This window comes from Nocardia sp. NPDC003999 (genome assembly GCF_053604885.1).
Window position 1 is genome coordinate 377,551 of the sequence record NZ_JBSGIB010000004.1, and the last position, 16,675, is coordinate 394,225.

The following is a 16,675-nucleotide window of genomic DNA, read 5'->3' on the forward strand; positions in this document are numbered from 1 at the left end:
CGCTGCCAGGTGGTTACTGGCTGCTGGAGGGCGGATCGCAGACCTTCCATCCGTCGTCGGTGCGCTGCAGGTCGAAGGTGCGTGCGGACCGCTTCGCCGGGTCGGCCTCGGTGTACACCGTGGCCTGGGCGATGGCGGTGGCGTCGGTGATGCGGATGGCGTCGATGCTGTCCACCACCGGGATGTTCTTGCGTTCCATCGACAACTTGTGCACGCCGGCGAACTGGTCGCTCGGAATGCCCTGATAGAAGTCGTGCAGCGGACCGCAGGTGGTGGAGCGGAGCGCGTCCAGATCGCCGCTCTTCAGCGCGTCGGTGTAGCTGGTGATGGCGCTGCGCACCTGAGCCTCGGGGGAGTCGTCGCCGGACATCGTGACAAGCGACACGATCACCGCGATGAGCGCGATCACCGCCACGGCCGCCGCGCCGAGCACGATCAGCCGTCGATCGGGCCGAGTGGGACCGGTGGCGGTCGCACCGGCGGCCTGCGAAGCAGGGGGGATCCGTTGCGGCGGCGCGACGGGCCGGGTCTGCGGCGCACGCGGACCCCCCATCGACTGCGCGGGCACGGTCTGCTGGACGTCCGCGGGGGACGGCGCGGTCGCCACCTGTCGCGGTCTGCCGCCGGGACGCTGCGGCGACGGGCGGGTGTCCTCGACGCCGGGTCCGTGCTGCGGCGGCGCGGCAGGGCCGTGCGGGCCGGGCTGTTTGGGACCGGGAGCCGGACGCGGCGTGCTCGGCGGCTTGGTGACCGGTACCGGACCCGCCGGTGGAGTGACCACGCGATCGGTGCCCGGCCTGCCGCCGTCGCCGGGGCGCTGGATGGGCAACGCGACGGTCTTCGCGTCGTCCAGGCCGACCACCGGCATCGCCATCGTCACGTCATCCGAACCGGGCGGGTTCTGCGCCTCGGCCGGGGTGGATTCGCCGGTCCGCTCCGGCGCGGGAGCCGGTCCGGCCGACGGCTTGCGTATCACGACGGTCGCGGATTCGCCGCCCCCCGGGATCGCGGCGGTCTCGGCCTCAGGCTTGCCACCGGGCGGAGTAGAGGCACCGGCGGTCTCGGGCGGCGTACCCGGGGTCGTCTCGGCCGTCGCCGCGTTCTTCGAGGCGGCCGCCGGTCCTGCCTTCGCGCCGGAGGCGGGTGCCTTGTCCGTCGCTGGTCGATCCGGCTGCGCCGGTGCGTCTTTCGAAGCGGACCCACTCGCGGGGGCCGCACCGGACGGAAGCTGATCCCGTTTGATCACCACGGTGCGCGACTGGTCCGGAGCGGAACCAGGCTTCGAGGCGCTACCGCCGGTCTCCGGCGCGGACTCGCGCTCGGGCGCGGCCGTTTCCGCATCGGTGCCCGATGCTGGGCGTGAGCTGGATGTGCCTGGCCCGGAGGGTGCCGGTGCGCCGCCCACCTTCCCTGCCGGGCTGTTCGCCGGTCCGGGACGAGCTGTGTCTCTGGTGCCGGGCGTGTTCGATGCGGCCGGGGCGGAGGGCGTTGGTGTGCTGCCGAGTTTCCCTGGGGTGTTCGCCGGTCCGGAAGGGGCTGTGCCTTTGGTGCTGGGCGTGTTCGATGCGGCCGGGGCGGAGGGCGTTGGTGTGCTGCCGAGTTTCCCTGGGGTGTTCGCCGGTCCAGAAGGCGCTGTGCCTTTGGTGCCGGGCGGGTTCGATGCGGCCGGGCCATTGGGTGCTGCTGCGCCGCCGAGTTTCCCTGCCGGGGTGTTCGCTGGACCGGAAGGGGCTGTGCCTTTGGCGCCGGGTGCGTTCGATGCGGCCGGGCCGGAGGGCGGCGGTGTGTTACGGCTGGCTGCGACTTGCCCCGCAGGTGGTTTCGCGGCTGGTTGCCCCGCCGGGGACGGCGCGGCAGAAGCAGGGGGGTTCGGCTTACCGGTACCGCCTGCTGACGCCGCCCCAGCGGCCTTCGCCGCGCTCGAGGGACCGGCGGCAGGTGTGCGTTCGGCGCTGGTCCCACTGGTCGCGTTGGACCCAGCCGGGGTCCCGGCCGCTCGGGGGCTCGCGGCTGCGGGCCGGTTGGTGGCATTCGCCTGGTTGCCGGGGGTCTTCGGACCGCCGGACGCTCCGGACTGCGTCGAAACCTGTGGCGCGGGACCCGCGGGTGCGGAGCCGCTCGCATTGGAAGCCGATGGATTCGTAGCCGGTGAGTTCGTACCGCTCGCTGGACCGTTGGCCGGTTTCGTGCCCGCCTTGGCCGTGTTCGCGTCCTTCCCGGGGACCGGACCGCCACCGGGAGCCTGTTTCGGTTGGCCGCCAGGGGCTGGACTACTGGCGCCCGCGCCGGCCTTCGATCTCGCCGCGGCAGCATCCGAGGCGGCTGCTGCGGCGCCGCCGGACGGCGTCGCACCCGGTCGCTGCGCCTTGGCGATGCGCTCGGTGGGGGCAGCCGACGAAGCGGAACCGCTTTTGCCCGAGGCGGGGATACGTTCGGTGGCGGCCTCGGGGCGTGCGTCGGCCCCGGCGGCGTCGGCGGGTCCGGCGCTGTCTCGCGCCGTGCTCTTCTCGTCGTTCGGGTCGGACACGCACACCCCTCGCTAAGCGGAACTGTTTGAACTCGACGGCCAGCCTAATGGGCGCGGCCCGGCGAGGTCCGGCATCAGCCCACGTCGAGCCGAACGAATGCCGGCCCGTCACCTGACCTCCGTGTTCGGCCTACGCCGTGACGAGGAGGCGAGGCGGTCGCCTGTCGAGCAAACCGTCGTGCGGTGCACAATGAACCGCATGACCTCGTTCGGTGACCTGCTCGGACCGCAACCGGTATTGCTACCAGAACTCTCCGACGCCGAGGACGCGCTCCTCGACGGCGCCGATCCGGTGCGGGTGGCGGCCGAGCACCCGGCCGCCTCGATCGCCTGGGCGCACCTCGCCGAGGCGGCGCTGTCTCGTGGCGAAGCCCAGGACGAGGCGGTCAACCACGACATCGTGGCCGCGTACGCGTTCGCCCGCACCGGCTACCACCGCGGCCTCGATCTACTGCGCCGCAACGGCTGGAAGGGCTTCGGTCCCGTGCCGTGGAGCCACGAACCCAATCGCGGCTTCCTGCGCAGCGTCGGCGCGCTGGCCCGCGCCGCCAAGGTGATCGGCGAGACCGACGAGTACGCTCGCTGCCTCGACTTGCTGGAAGACTGCGACCCTCAGGCGGCCGCGGAGCTGGGCCTCGACTGAGTCGTAGTGATCGGAGCACCGCGTAGCGATTCGATGGTAGGTAGCGGCCGGGTGACGGGTGCGTTCGACCCGATGTCCCGGTTCGGCGTGGCCCGCGCGAGCGGCATGGCGAGGCTACGCACCTCGTGGGCGCGGCTGCGCCGGTCGGCGCTGCCGATCATCCAGTGTTCGGTCGGCGCCGCGCTGGCCTGGTTCCTCGCGCATCACGTCATCGGCCACGCGCTGCCGTTCTTCGCGCCGACGGCCGCCGTGGTGTCGATGGGCATCTCCTTCGGCGCGCGGCTGCGTCGCTCGGTGGAACTGGTGGTCGGGGTCGCGGTCGGCATCGGCATCGGCGATCTGTTCATCTCCCACGCGGGCACCGGCATTTGGCAGATCGCGCTGGTGGTCGCGGTCGCCATGGCCGCGGCGGTGTTCCTGGACGGCGGTCCGGTCATCACCGTGCAGGCGGCGGGCTCCGCCGTGCTGGTCGCCACGTTGCTGCCGCCCTCGGCGGGCGGCGGTCTCTCCCGCATGATCGACGCCTTGGTCGGCGGACTGGTCGGCGTGGTGGTGGTCGCCGCGATCCCCCTGCATCCAGTGCGCAGGGCGCGGACGCTCGCCGGGGACATCCTCGCCGTGATGGGCAGATCGATCACCGAATGCGCCGACGGACTGCTCGAACAGGATCCGGAGAAGGTGCACCGCGCGCTCACCGCGATGCGCGCCACTCAGCCGCAGATCGACTCCTTGCGCGCCACCCTGGAAGGCGGCCGCGAGATCAGCCGGATCTCGCCGTTGTACTGGAACTCCCGTCCCCGGCTCGAACGCATCAGGGCCACGGCGGATCCGCTGGACAACGCCATCCGCAACACCCGAGTCTTGTTGCGGCGCTCGCTGACTCTGGTGCGCGACGACGAAATCCTCCACCCCGGTTTGATCGACGAGGTGGAGCGCCTGGGCCAGGCCGTCGACGTGGTGCGCCGGATGATGCTGGCCGACCCCGGCGACCAACCCGACCGCGCCGAGGCGGCCCGCGTACTGCGCTCGGTCGCGAAGGGCGCGCGCCCGGAACTGGTAACCGGCGCGGGCCTTTCGGCGCACGTCGTCTTCGCGCAGGTACGTTCGACGCTGGTAGACCTGATGCAGGTGTGCGGCGTGCAACGTATCTCGGCGATTGCCCTGCTGCCGCCGACGGTCAAGAACCCCTACGTGCGGCCCGAGGTCTGAAGCCCTACTACTCAGCGGTATTCGGACATTCTTGCCTGCCACCGTGGTCCGATTCCGGTGCGGCGCGCCCGAAGTTCGATCTTCGGGTAGTCCGCTACTCGGGTTCCGCGCGTCATCCCGCCGTAGTTTTGCGATGTGACCGCGAGTCGCGGGGTATCGCGGTCGACCACTTCGCACGTGGACGAAAGGACCTTCCGGCCAAGGGGTGTGGCAGCCGGAAGGGGGGCGGATCGGAAGCGGCGAAGAAGCGGGACCGCCCGGCAACCCGACCGGGCGGTCCCGCGCCCACGTGTACGGCGAGTCGCCGGAGATCAGGTCCAGAACCGAGTCAGGTAGCCGCCGTAGCGCGACCAATTCGACGGAACACCGGACAGTTCGAACAGCGCGTACACCGCGTCGAAGAACACCTGATTGATCGCGGGCGTGAACAGCAGCGCGAACAGGATCAACATGCCGAACGGCTTGAACTGGTCGAGCGAGCGCCGGGTCTGGTAGCTCAGTGACGGCTCGACGACGCCGTAGCCGTCCAGTCCCGGCAGCGGGATCAGATTCAGCAGAGTCGCCGTGATCTGCAGGAAGGCAAGGAAACTGACGCCGAACCAGAACGCGGGATGAGTGGCCGAGCTGCCCCAGATCCGGACGGTCGCCAGCAGCAACACCGCGCACAACGCGTTCACGGCGGGCCCCGCGCCGCTGATGATCCGCTGCGTGCGCGGCGCGACATTGTGCGTGTGCACGTAGACCGCGCCGCCGGGCAAGCCGATCCCGCCGAGCGCGATGAACACCATCGGCAACACGATCGACAGCAGCGGATGGCTGTACTTCAGTGGGTTGAGCGTCAGATAGCCGCGCAACTCCACTTCGCGATCACCCGCGCGCCACGCCGAGTACGCGTGCGCGAACTCGTGCAGGCACAGCGAGACCACCCAACCGAAGACCACGAGGACGAACACACCGGCCTTGGCTCTGGTGGAGTCCAGCGGGGCGTCCCAGGCCAGCGCGCCGCCGACCGCGGTCACGACCACCACGAGCAGGAACACCGGGCTCGGCCGGACCGCACGCGCTCTGCGGTTGGTCGGGAAACTCATCGCACCAGCAGCCAGGGTTCGTGATGGCGGTAGAAACTCGAGCGCGGCACCGGGCGATCGGTGCGGACGCCGTCCCTGGTCACGATGGCGCCTGGCGTGCCGAGCTGCGCCGCTCGCCCCTCGACCCAGCGCCGTTTGCGGAACCTTCGCCGCACGGCCGCCCGCACCCCGGGCGGTTCGAGGCACGGCGAGACGAGCATGGCCGTCACGTCACCGGAGAACAGCAGGGTGTCGTCGACATAAGCCTCACCCTCGAGCCGCTCGCCGCCGATGCCGGTGATCACCGCCCGGCCCGCGAGCACCTTGCCGGTGTCGTCGCGAACCAGTGGCGTCTCGACGGCGCTGCCTCCGATGGCGCGCTTGGCGGCGGCGTTGCCGGTGCCGGTCTGGTAGGCGCGTGCGGCGTAGGTCTTCTCGACCGGCACGTACCCGATCTCCACGTGCAGGCGCTCGGTGCGCATCAGATGGGTGAGCACCGCGGCCAGCGCGGCGTCCTCACCCAGCACGATCAGGCGCGGCAGGCTGTCGGCGGCCAGCACGGGAAGCAACTCGTCGATCACGGCGGGATCGGGGATGGCGGCCGTCTGGGTGGTCGGCAGCGCCGCGAGCGCGATGGGTACGGGGGCGCCGTCGCAGCGGAGAACATGGGTACTCAAGCTGCCGTACACCCTCCTCGGTTCGAGCCGACACCGTCGGGCCCCTCGCCATTGGCGGGCGAACCCGAGCCGCGGCTCGCCCGTGCCCGCCGCGCTGCCGCTCGGCGTGCCGTGCAACCTTAGCCCTGCCCGGCCGCGACCACACGGTTGTCGAGCCTACGACGAGATGCGCTGCGATGCCGCCGGGGACGGGTCGGCTAGACTGTGCTTCCGGCCACCGCCTCAGTACGGCAGGTAGCTGCAACACACCAGTGTTGCCTGTCGAACCGTAGGAGACACGACCATGCCGGCAATCGTCCTGATCGGCGCCCAGTGGGGCGACGAGGGGAAGGGCAAAGCAACCGATCTGCTCGGTGGTCGGGTGAACTGGGTGGTCCGGTATCAGGGCGGCAACAACGCGGGTCACACCGTGGTGCTGCCCAACGGCGACAACTTCGCCCTGCACCTGATCCCCTCCGGCATCCTGACCCCGGGCGTGACGAATGTCATCGGCAATGGTGTCGTCGTGGATCCCGGCGTGCTGCTGGACGAGCTGGCGGGGCTGGAGCAGCGGGGCGTCGACACCTCCGGGCTGCTGCTCTCGGCCGACGCGCACTTGATCATGCCGTACCACGTGGCCATCGATAAGGTCACCGAACGTTTCCTCGGCAACAAGAAGATCGGCACCACCGGCCGCGGGATCGGGCCGTGCTACCAGGACAAGGTGGCGCGCGTCGGCGTGCGCGTCGCGGACGTGCTGGACGAGAAGATCCTCACCCAGAAGGTCGAGGCGGCGCTCGAGTTCAAGAACCAGGTGCTTGTCAAGATCTACAACCGCCGCGCGCTGGATCCGCAGCAGGTGGTGGACGAGGTGCTGACCCAGGCGGACAGTTTCAAGCACCGGATCGCCGACACCAGGCTGAAGCTGAACCTCGCGCTCGAGCGTGGTGAGACGGTGCTGCTGGAGGGTTCGCAGGGCACCCTGCTCGACGTCGACCACGGCACCTACCCGTACGTCACGTCGTCGAACCCGACCTCGGGCGGCGCGGCGGTCGGCGCGGGCATCGGACCGAACAAGATCAACACGGTGCTCGGCATCCTGAAGTCCTACACCACCCGGGTCGGTTCCGGACCGTTCCCGACCGAGCTGTTCGACGAGTTCGGCGCCTACCTGGCCAAGACCGGCGGCGAGGTCGGTGTCACCACCGGGCGCGCCCGCCGCTGCGGCTGGTTCGACGCGGTGATCGCGCGCTACGCCACCCGGGTCAACGGCATCACCGACTACTTCCTCACCAAACTGGACGTTCTATCCAGTCTCGAGACGGTGCCGATCTGCGTCGCCTATGAGATCGACGGCGAGCGAGTCGAGCAGATGCCGACCACGCAGACCGAATTCCATCACGCGAAGCCGATTTTCGAGCAAATGCCCGGTTGGTGGGAGGATATTTCCGGCGCGCGCACCTTCGAGGAGCTGCCCGCCAACGCCCAGGCGTACGTGTTGCGTTTGGAGGAGCTGTCCGGCGCCAGGATTTCTTGCATCGGCGTGGGTCCCGGCCGGGATCAGACCATCGTCCGGCACGACGTACTCGACTAGAACCTGTTCGAATTCCGCGTGGGCCAGCGGAAATTCGGCAAGATCACCAGAAATTCGCCACATCTATCGTGCTCGCTCGGCTTCGATCATGATCGGTGAAGAACTACAGTTAGAGCATGGCTCGGAACTGGCCGATGATCGAGCGCGAGAGCGAATTCGAGGCGATCCGTGCGGCGCTGACCGGTCCGGGGCACGTCGGCGTGGTACTGACCGGTGACGCGGGGGTGGGCAAGACCACCCTGGCCCGGCATGCCACCTCCGCGATCGGCGGCAATGTCCGCTGGGTGGCGGGCACCGAGTCGGCGCGCAGCATTCCGCTGGGGGTGTTCGCACATATGGTCGGCGTCTATACGGCGCACGATCCGGTCACGTTCATGTCGGCGGCGCGCGAGGCGTTGCTCGCCGACGGGGACACGGTGATCGGGGTCGACGACGCGCATCTGCTGGATCAGCTCTCCGCCACGCTGTTGCTGCAACTGGCCATCGACAAAGCCGCGCACATCGTCGTCACCGTGCGCAGCGGAGTCCCGGTGCCGGACGCGGTCACCTCGTTGTGGAAAGACGGCCATCTGACGCGCATCGACCTGCGCCCGTTCACCCAGCGCCAGAGCGTCGAACTGGTGGAATCGATGCTCGGTGGGCAACTCGAGGGGTTCACCGCCAATCTGATGTGGGAGTCCTCCGCCGGAAACGCGTTGTTCCTGCGGCATTTGGTGGAGGGTGCGCTGGAGGCGGGCACGCTGCGTCAGGTCAACGGCGTGTGGCAACTGCGTGGGCGCGCGGCGGTGACCTCGGAGCTGGCCGCGCTGCTGGAGGACCGCGTCGAGCAGTTGCCCGAGCCGGTGCTGCGGGTGCTGGAACTGCTGACTTTCTGCGAACCGATCGATCTCGACGTCCTCGCCGAATTGGCGGGCGAGGACGCGGTGGAAGCCGCCGAAACGCGCGGGGTGATCCGGGTGGTGGAGAATTCCCAAGATCTGATCGTGCGCTACAACCACCCGCTGTTCGGTGAGGTGATCCGCCGCAGGCTCGGCATCGCCTCGGCGCGGCGTTTGCGCGGCAGGTTGTATTCGTCGCTGAAGGACCGCCGGATAAACTCCGCCGCCGACCGCATCCGCCTGGCCGAATTGGCGCTGGACAGTGATAAATCCGCGGATCTGGAATTGTTCGAGGCGGCGGCGGCCGACGCGATCGGATTGGCGAATCTGCCGCTGGGCGAGCGCTTCGCCCGCGCAGCGGTGGAGCGGCGCGGCGGCGTGGAGGCCGCCGACCTGCTGGCGCGCGCCCTGCTGTGGCAGGGGCACCGGATCGAGGCCGAGCGCACCCTCGCCAGCTTCGACCCCGACCAACTCGACGAGGTGCAGCTGGCGCGCTGGGGCAGCACCAGGGTGGCGAACCTGTTGTGGGCCATGGGCGATGCCGATCGCGCCGACGAGGTGCTGAAGCTGGTGCGCGCGAAGGTGCGGCATCCGAAGATCGCGGCCATCTTCACCGGCCTGGCGTCGGCGAGTCTGGTCAACGAGAACCGGGTCGACGACGCGATCGCCGAGGCGGAGACGGTGATGTCCGCCGACGGCGCACCGCCGTGGGCGGTGTGGTGGGCGTCGTTCGGCGGCGGCCTGGCGTCGGCGTTGATGGGCAAGGGGGAAGCGGCCAGGCAGTACGCGGCCCGTGGGCACGAGGTGGAAGCGCACATCGACGGGCTCAACCGCTTCATGTCCACGCACGCCGAGGTGCTCGCCCTGACCTTCGCCGGCGATCTGGAGGCCGCTCGGCGCTGCGCCGGGGCATTCGTCGGCTACTCCTCGCCGGGCCAGTATCTGGCCTGGGGCATGTCGAAGATCCTGCAAGGGACCGTCGATGTGGCGCAGGGCCGGTTCCTGGACGGCATCGAGAATCTGGAACAGGCGCTGGCCGCATTGGCCGCGGAGGGCGCGGCCGCGTGGATGTTCCCCGCGCGAATCCGTCTGGCGGAGGCGTATTCGGCGCTCGGGCGGGCCGGCGACGCCTCCGAGTCGATCGCGCACGCCACCGCACGGGGCGGCAGGCACAGTGCCGTGTACGAACCGCAGCTGGAAGTGGCGCGCGCTTGGCTGGCCGCCGCCGAAGGAACCGTCACGCCTGCCATCCGCATCGCGGTGGGCGCCGCCGACGCGGCCGCACGCTCGCATCAGCACGCCATCGAGGCCATGGCGCTGCACACCGCGGCCCGCTTCGGCGACCATTCCGTCTCCGGACGACTGGCGGAACTGGCCGAGCGAGTGGAAGGACGGCTGGTACAGGCGCAGGCTCGGCACGCGGTGGCGCTCGCCGACCACGACGGACCCGGGCTGGACTCGGTCGCCGCCGAATTCGAGCGCATCGGCGCGCTGTTGTCGGCCGCCGACGCCGCGGCGCAGGCCGCCTCGGCCCACGAGCGAGCCGGGGATCGGCGCAAGTTGCTGGAGTCCGCCGCCACCGCCAACCGGCTCGCCGCCGCCTGCGGCGGAGCGAGCACCCCCGCGCTGCGGCAGGCCGCACAACCCTTGCCCTTGACCGCGCGGGAACGGGAGATCGCCAACCTCGTCGCCGCGGGCCTGTCCAACCGGCAGATCGCCGACCGGCTCACCGTCTCGGTGCGCACCGTCGAAGGCCATCTCTACCGGGCCTGCATCAAGATGGACGTCACCGATCGCGAGTCCCTGGGCGCGCTGATGCGCGGAGAGTCCGGGAGCGGAAAATGACGCTGCGAGCGGCCGCGGTGATCGCTGCCACGGCGGCGGGTCTGGTCTTGGCCGCCGGGTGCTCGGACGGACAGCCGCAACCGGTCACCAGTTCCGCGCGTCCCTCGGCGACAGTGGCGACGAAGACCGAGACGACGCAGGAGCGCAACGCCCGGATCAGGCAGAAATTGATCGAACTCGGCTGCTCGACGAACGCCTGCATCCAGACGTACTTCGGCTGCGAGGACGGCTACATCACCGGGGACGCGTGCGAATTCTTCCGCGCGCATCCCTTGCGCTGAGCCGCGCGTAGTAGCCGGCGGGCTGATCGGCGCCGGTGCGGAACGAACCGGCGACGGGGCGAGCAACCCAATGTTCGGATTATGGCTGAGCCGGAGAATCTCCCGGAAAACGGCGTCGGGAAGTATCGCGGCGATGGCGCGGGCTCCCTTCCGGCGCAGTGCGTCGGATTTGCCGCCTGCGGTCACCAGAGTGGGAACGCCGGACCAGTCCTCGGGCCGCAGCGTCTCGCCGCGCATGAAATCGCGCATCACAGCCCAGTCGTGTGCGGTGGAGGGGGTGGTGGCGCTTTCGCTCTGGATCGGCGGGTGCTGCCGATGTCTCGCTCAGAGGGATGAAGCGAAGTACACGAATTCATCGGACGGGCCGTATCCATGACTCCGAGAACAGGACGCACTGGTCGGTGATGGTCGTTCAGAACAAGGTGGGCTCGCCGAATCCAGGTGTGCGCTCGATGCTCAGCAGGCGCTGCTTGGTGTCGATGCCGCCGGGGGCGGAGAAGCCGTGCAAAGCATGGTCGGCGGCCAGTACGCGGTGGCAAGGGATGATCAAGGGAATCGGGTTGCGGCCCAATGCCTGTCCGACCGCCTGGGCGGCGCCGGGCGCGCCTACGCGGTCGGCGACCTGGCCGTAGCTGAGGGTGTGGCCCGGGTCGATGGCGCGCGTGACGGCGTAGACGGCGCGGTGGAACTCCGGAATTCCGCTGGTATCCACGGCGATCCAGCGCAGGTCGTCCAGTTCGCCCGCGAGGTGGGCGCGGATGCCCGCGATGGCCTCGGCCACGACCTCGGTGGGCGCCTGTTCGTGGATCTGCTCGCCCGGGTGCCCCGCGCGACCGCGCGTGATGCGCGCGCGGGTGGCCGCCGGGCTCGCCTCGGGGAGTTGGAATCGGATCACGCCGCGCTCGCTCCAGGCGATCGCGCAGCAGCCGATCGCGGTGTCGAACAGCGTCGCCACGATCGGGTGGTCCGGTGCGGGAGGGCCGGAGGCCACGGGCTCGGCGGCCTCGGTCGCCGGACGATCGGTGGCGAGGCGAGTGGCGTCACTCATGAGCCAAGTCTGCACCGCGGGACCGACAAGTTCGCAATGAGAAGGCCAGTTTTCCGGAACTGGCCTTCGATGAGCCGTGACCTCGACCCGCTCCCGGCTGGTTCGTGCCACTGGGCAGGTCCGGGTCCGGCACGTCGCCACGGCCGTAGATCGCCGCGAGATCGGAGTATCGGCGCTGGTGGTCGTAGTACGAGAGGGGCTGGTCCGACATCGGTGTCGCGGGGTGGAAGCGTTCGAGGCGAAAGGTGCGCGTGTCGCGTTCCGGCGCGAATCGGTAGATCAGGCAGCCGAGCAAGGCGGTCAGGAGCAGGGTGGCGAGCATCATGTCCGTCAGGGTGCGCGCCACTGGCCTTGCCAATAAATATCCAATCGGCCGATACTGGACCGTATGGCGACAAGAGTGATCGGCGCGGGCAGCCTGGCTCGCGATCTGGGCCATTGGCGGCACGCGCACGACGGCGATCCGGATTCGGCCGGGCGGCGCTCCACCCGCCCGGCCTACTTGGCGCTCGCCGAAGGAATCCGGCTGCTGATCCACGACGGGCGCGCGCCGCTGGGTGTCGCCTTGCCCAGCGAACGGGATCTCGCCGGCACCCTCGGGGTCAGTCGCACCACCATCACCTCCACCTACGCGCTGTTGCGCGAGCACGGCTACCTGATCAGCCGCCAGGGCTCGCGCAGCACGGTGGCCCTGCCCCGCGACGTGCAGCACGACGGCGTCAAGCCGGCGCGGAGCATCCTGGCCATGATGGGCTCGCCCGAACTGCCCACCGTCGACATGACCTATGCCGCCATGGCCGCCCCGCTGGAGATGCAGGACGCGTATTCGGCTGCCCTGGAGGGCATTCCCGCCTACCTCGGCACGCACGGCATGGACCCGGTCGGTGTGCTGGCACTCCGTGAGGCGATCGCCCGCCGCTACACCGCGCGCGGGCTGCCGACCGAGCCCGATCAGATCCTGGTCACCCTCGGCGCTCAGCACGGCCTGCGCCTGCTGCTGAACGTGCTCACCGCGCCCGCGGCCCGCGTGCTCATCGACCACCCGACCTACCCGAACGCCATCGAGGCGATCCGCGACGTCGGCGCCAGGCCGGTGCCGGTGCCGCTGCGCCCGGAGGACCCGGCGGGCGGCTGGGATCTCGACGGCGTCCGCAGTGCCGCGCGGCAGACCGCGGCCAGCCTGGCCTATCTGGTGCCGGACTACAACAACCCGACCGGCCTGCTGCTCGACGCCGACGGCCGCGCCGAACTGACCGCCATCGCCAGGGACACCAGGATGACCATCGTGATCGACGAGTCCATGGCGGATCTCGGGCTCGGTGCGGACAACCCGCCGCCGCCGGTCGCCGCTTTCGCCAGAGGATCCGAGATCGTGACCATCGGGTCGGCCTCGAAATCGTTCTGGGGCGGTCTGCGCGTCGGCTGGATCCGGACCAACCAGGCGCTGATCACCAAGCTGCTCGGCATCCGCTCCACGGTCGACCTCGGCACCCCCGTCATGGACCAGTTGGCCACCGTGCACCTGCTCGAGCACGCGGAGGTGATCCTCGACCGTCGCCGGGACCAGTTGCGTTCGCAGCGTGCCGCGCTGCTCGACGCGCTCGCCGAGGAACTGCCGGACTGGCGCGTCACCGTCGGCGCGGGCGGCATGTCGGTGTGGGCACAGCTGCCGACCTCGGTTTCCACGGCGCTGGCGGCCACGGCTCCCAACCATGGCGTATTACTCGCCGCCGGGCCACGATTCGGCGTGCAAGGCGCGTTCGAACGGTTCCTGCGGCTGCCGTTCACCCACCAGGAACCCGAATTGCGTTTGGCGGTCAAGGCCATCGCGTCCGCCTATATGGCGCTCACGCCACGCGCCGCCGACCCGTTGACGCCGTTGACCTGCTACTGAAGCGATTTCGTCGCTGGGGAGAGCCTCCGCAGGCGGTATGTCCCCTCCGAGCACCGCCGAGCACGATCGGCCGGCCACCCCTCGGGGCTGGCCCTCGTCGTGCTCGGGCGGTGTGCAGAAGCTCGCACGGCGCGGAGGCCTCCAGCTCGAGCAGCGGTCAAGGAGCGGACCGGACGAGGTTCGCGATTCTCGAAAGCCACCTGCTCGCGGACAGTATGGCAGGCCCGGTGCCGAACTGTCGAACCGGTTGGTATGTTAAAAGTTTCAATTATCAGCCGCGAAGCGGAGTGGCGCCATGCCACCCCGCTCGGCGCTCAGTCGGCCCAGACCGTCTCGATCGGGGTGGCGGTGGTGGGCGGCGGGGTCGGAATCCCGTTCGGAGTGCGGGAGAATCGCGGCGCGGGGGCGTGCTGGGTGATGTCGTCGAGCTCCAGCAGCGAGCCGCGGGCCGCGATGTGCTCGTTTCGCGTCGCCTCGTCGAATGTCAGCACGGGAGAGACGCACGCGTCGGTGCCGACGAAGATCTCGGCCCATTCGTCCCGGGTCTTGGTCCGGAAACGCTCGGCGAAAAGCTTTTTCAGCGTTTCCTGACCGGCGGGGTCGAGCTGGAAGGGCAGGCCGTCCGCCTCGATCTCCAGTCCGGCGAGCAACTGGGCGTAGAACTGCGGTTCGATCGCACCGACCGCCATGTACTTGCCGTCGGAGGTTTCGTAGGTGTCGTAGAACGACATTCCGGTGTCGAGCAGGTTCACGCCACGCTCATCGGACCAGGCGCCCGCGCCGCGCATGCCCCAGATCATGTGCGAAAGGGCAAGGGCGCCATCGACCATGGCCGCGTCGATCACCTGGCCCTTGCCGGACTGCTGCCGCTCGACCAGCGCGGCGAGGATGCCGAACACCAGGAACATCGAGCCGCCGCCGAAATCGCCAACCATGTTCAGCGGCGGGACCGGGCGTTCGCCCTTGCGGCCGATGGCGTGCAGGACGCCGGTGATGGAGATGTAGTTGATGTCGTGTCCGGCGCGATCGGCCAGCGGGCCTTCCTGACCCCAGCCGGTCATCCGTCCGTAGACCAGGCGCGGGTTGCGGGCGAGCGCGTCGTCCGGGCCGATGCCGAGCCGCTCGGTGACGCCGGGGCGGAAGCCTTCGATCAGCACGTCCGCCTTCTCGACGAGGCCGAGAACCTTCTCGATGTCGGCGGGGTCCTTGAGGTTGGCCTCGACGATCGTCCGGCCGCGCAGCTGCGGACGGTCGAACCCGCCCGGCAGCTGGCCCGCACGCTGCACCCGCACCACGTCGGCGCCCAGATCGGCGAGCAGCAGCGCGGCGTGCGGACCGGGACCGATCCCGGCCAGCTCGATGACCTTGATGCCCGCGAGCGGGCCCTGCTTGGCGGTGGATGGAGTGCTCACGCCCTACCTCGGTTCGTCGTTGATCCAGCGCACCGGCGGTCCGGCGCGTCCTCCCGAACACGGCCGGGAGGGTTGTATTGACAGTATGACAATAACGCCGGGGCCGGAGCCGGGGGCATACCCGGACGACGGATGGACGACGGGTTCGACGACGAGTCGCCCGTTCGGTCGCCCGGTCCTAGGCTGCACGTGTGCAAGCGCTGTCTGATCAGGGGTGGTACAACCTTCTCGCCGGTCTCGCGATTCTGGTCGGTCTGGTCGGCATCGTCGTGCCGATCCTGCCGGGCGTCATCCTGATCTTCGCGGCCATCGCCGTCTGGGCCTTTCTCACCGGGGGCGCCACGGCCTGGACGGTTTTCGCGATCAGCACGGTGCTGCTGGTGCTCTCCGGCGTCGTCAAATACACCTGGCCGGGGCGCAGGATGAAGGACGCGGGAGTGTCCAACCGCGCGGTCCTGCTCGGCGCGATACTCGGCGTCATCGGCTTCTTCGTGATTCCGGTGATCGGCCTGTTCGTGGGCTTCGTTCTCGGCGTTTATCTTTGGGAACTCCAGCGGCTGCGCGTCAACCGGCAGGCGTGGCAGGCGACCGTGCACGCGTTGAAGGGCGTCGGACTGTCCATCCTGATCGAACTCTTCGGCGCGTTGCTTGCCACCGGTGTGTGGCTCGCCGGTGTGTTCGCCGTCTGAGCGCTACCTATCGATGGCGGGGAACGGGATCGTGTCGCCCGCGCGGCTTCCCGGGAGTTCGTCGCGGCGCAGCCGGAGGGTCGGCGGTTCGGGCCGGTACAGCGGCAGCGTGGGGGCCGGCTCCTCGCGGACGACGCGCTCGCGGGCCGGGAGCCGATAGAACGCGCGCGCGTTGTCCTCCAGCACCGCGTACATGTCGGTGCCCACCACGTCGCAGAGCAGATCCACGTCCGAGTCCCGGAACGGACGTCCGGCTCGGGTACCGGGCAGATCGGTGCCGAACATGAGGGCTTCCGGATTCACCGCGTGCACGCGGCGCAGCGTGTCGGCGACGTTCATCGCGACCCGGCCGAAACCGGTCGCCTTGACCTTGGCTCCGCGGTCGACCAGGTCCAGCAGGAAGGGCAGCCCTTCGGCGGACATGCCCAGATGGTCGACCGACAGCGCGGGCAGCTTGGAGATGACCGGTTGCAACGAGGCCAGCATCGTGCCGTCGATGTAGACCTCGACGTGCCAGCCGGCCAGCTCGTACGCGCGCAGCGCCTGCAACGTCATTCCGGCGATGTCGGTGGCCGCGCGCTTGAGGTTGAAACGCAGTGCGCGCACACCGATCCGGTCCAGTTCGAGGATCTCCTCGTCGGAGGCGTCGAGATCGAGCCGGGTGACGCCGACCCAGCCCTCGCCGAGTTCGGCGAGGGCGGCCTTCAGGTAGGTCTGGTCCGTGCCCTGGAACGACCCGCTGACCACGGCGCCGCCGGTGACGTCGTAGCGCGCCATGCGCTTCCGGTAATCGGCGATGGTGAATGGGTCGGGCAGGTAGCCCTCGTTCTCGGCCAGCGGAAACCGCGGGTCGAAAATGTGCAGGTGGGCATCGAACACTTGTACAGAATGCCTCAGGGTCGGATTTTCCGCTGCCACAGCAGGGGTGTCGC

At 69.6% G+C, this 16,675-nt stretch carries 14 protein-coding genes; 7 read left to right on the forward strand and 7 right to left on the reverse strand.

Annotation, left to right across the window (positions count from 1 at the left end):
* Positions 1 to 13: 13 nt before the first annotated feature.
* Positions 14 to 1,249 (reverse strand): Rv0361 family membrane protein, encoded by a 1,236-nt coding sequence (locus tag ACWESM_RS12105; RefSeq protein ID WP_452491659.1) that lies wholly within the window; start codon positions 1,247 to 1,249, stop codon positions 14 to 16.
* Between the two features lie 1,477 nt (positions 1,250 to 2,726).
* On the opposite strand from ACWESM_RS12105, the gene ACWESM_RS12110 reads away from it, so the two are divergent.
* Positions 2,727 to 3,170, forward strand: coding sequence for a DUF3151 domain-containing protein (locus ACWESM_RS12110; RefSeq protein WP_355071537.1), 444 nt, complete (start codon positions 2,727 to 2,729; stop codon positions 3,168 to 3,170).
* Between the two features lie 72 nt (positions 3,171 to 3,242).
* Positions 3,243 to 4,379: an FUSC family protein gene (locus tag ACWESM_RS12115; protein WP_355072111.1), complete on the forward strand. Its 1,137-nt coding sequence runs from the start codon at positions 3,243 to 3,245 to the stop codon at positions 4,377 to 4,379.
* A gap of 311 nt (positions 4,380 to 4,690) precedes the next feature.
* Here the strand turns inward: ACWESM_RS12115 and ACWESM_RS12120 are convergent, their stop codons facing one another.
* On the reverse strand, positions 4,691 to 5,467 hold the full coding sequence (locus tag ACWESM_RS12120) for a site-2 protease family protein (RefSeq protein WP_452491661.1): 777 nt from the start codon (positions 5,465 to 5,467) through the stop codon (positions 4,691 to 4,693).
* On the reverse strand, positions 5,464 to 6,123 hold the full coding sequence (locus ACWESM_RS12125; protein WP_355071541.1) for a hypothetical protein: 660 nt from the start codon (positions 6,121 to 6,123) through the stop codon (positions 5,464 to 5,466). The genes ACWESM_RS12120 and ACWESM_RS12125 overlap by 4 nt, the downstream gene beginning before the upstream one ends.
* 283 nt (positions 6,124 to 6,406) lie before the next feature.
* On the opposite strand from ACWESM_RS12125, the gene ACWESM_RS12130 reads away from it, so the two are divergent.
* From ACWESM_RS12130 to ACWESM_RS12140, 3 genes are all read left to right on the forward strand, one after another.
* Positions 6,407 to 7,696, forward strand: a complete 1,290-nt coding sequence (locus ACWESM_RS12130) for an adenylosuccinate synthase (RefSeq protein WP_355071542.1) — start codon at positions 6,407 to 6,409, stop codon at positions 7,694 to 7,696.
* A 116-nt stretch (positions 7,697 to 7,812) separates the two neighbouring features.
* Positions 7,813 to 10,419, forward strand: coding sequence for a helix-turn-helix transcriptional regulator (locus ACWESM_RS12135; RefSeq protein WP_355071544.1), 2,607 nt, complete (start codon positions 7,813 to 7,815; stop codon positions 10,417 to 10,419).
* On the forward strand, positions 10,416 to 10,700 hold the full coding sequence (locus ACWESM_RS12140) for a hypothetical protein (protein WP_355071546.1): 285 nt from the start codon (positions 10,416 to 10,418) through the stop codon (positions 10,698 to 10,700). The genes ACWESM_RS12135 and ACWESM_RS12140 overlap by 4 nt, the downstream gene beginning before the upstream one ends.
* Before the next feature lie 412 nt (positions 10,701 to 11,112).
* On the opposite strand, the gene ACWESM_RS12145 is transcribed toward ACWESM_RS12140, so the two are convergent.
* Together ACWESM_RS12145 and ACWESM_RS12150 are read right to left on the reverse strand one after the other, a co-directional pair.
* A complete protein-coding gene (locus tag ACWESM_RS12145) occupies positions 11,113 to 11,748 on the reverse strand; it encodes a methylated-DNA--[protein]-cysteine S-methyltransferase (protein ID WP_452491663.1) in 636 nt (211 codons plus the stop codon).
* Complete coding sequence (locus ACWESM_RS12150; protein ID WP_452491665.1) at positions 11,741 to 12,094, reverse strand: hypothetical protein; 354 nt, start codon at positions 12,092 to 12,094, stop codon at positions 11,741 to 11,743. Before ACWESM_RS12150 ends, ACWESM_RS12145 begins: the two co-directional genes overlap by 8 nt.
* A 42-nt stretch (positions 12,095 to 12,136) precedes the next feature.
* On the opposite strand from ACWESM_RS12150, the gene yczR reads away from it, so the two are divergent.
* Positions 12,137 to 13,642, forward strand: coding sequence for a MocR-like transcription factor YczR (gene yczR, locus ACWESM_RS12155; protein ID WP_355071551.1), 1,506 nt, complete (start codon positions 12,137 to 12,139; stop codon positions 13,640 to 13,642).
* 314 nt (positions 13,643 to 13,956) lie between these two features.
* Here yczR and ACWESM_RS12160 read toward each other — a convergent pair whose 3' ends face one another.
* On the reverse strand, positions 13,957 to 15,054 hold the full coding sequence (locus ACWESM_RS12160; RefSeq protein ID WP_355071553.1) for a CaiB/BaiF CoA transferase family protein: 1,098 nt from the start codon (positions 15,052 to 15,054) through the stop codon (positions 13,957 to 13,959).
* Between the two features lie 191 nt (positions 15,055 to 15,245).
* Between ACWESM_RS12160 and ACWESM_RS12165 the strand changes: the two genes are divergently transcribed.
* On the forward strand, positions 15,246 to 15,743 hold the full coding sequence (locus tag ACWESM_RS12165) for a DUF456 domain-containing protein (RefSeq protein WP_355071554.1): 498 nt from the start codon (positions 15,246 to 15,248) through the stop codon (positions 15,741 to 15,743).
* A gap of 3 nt (positions 15,744 to 15,746) precedes the next feature.
* Here ACWESM_RS12165 and ACWESM_RS12170 read toward each other — a convergent pair whose 3' ends face one another.
* Positions 15,747 to 16,622, reverse strand: a complete 876-nt coding sequence (locus ACWESM_RS12170; protein WP_364424647.1) for an amidohydrolase family protein — start codon at positions 16,620 to 16,622, stop codon at positions 15,747 to 15,749.
* Positions 16,623 to 16,675 lie beyond the last annotated feature (53 nt).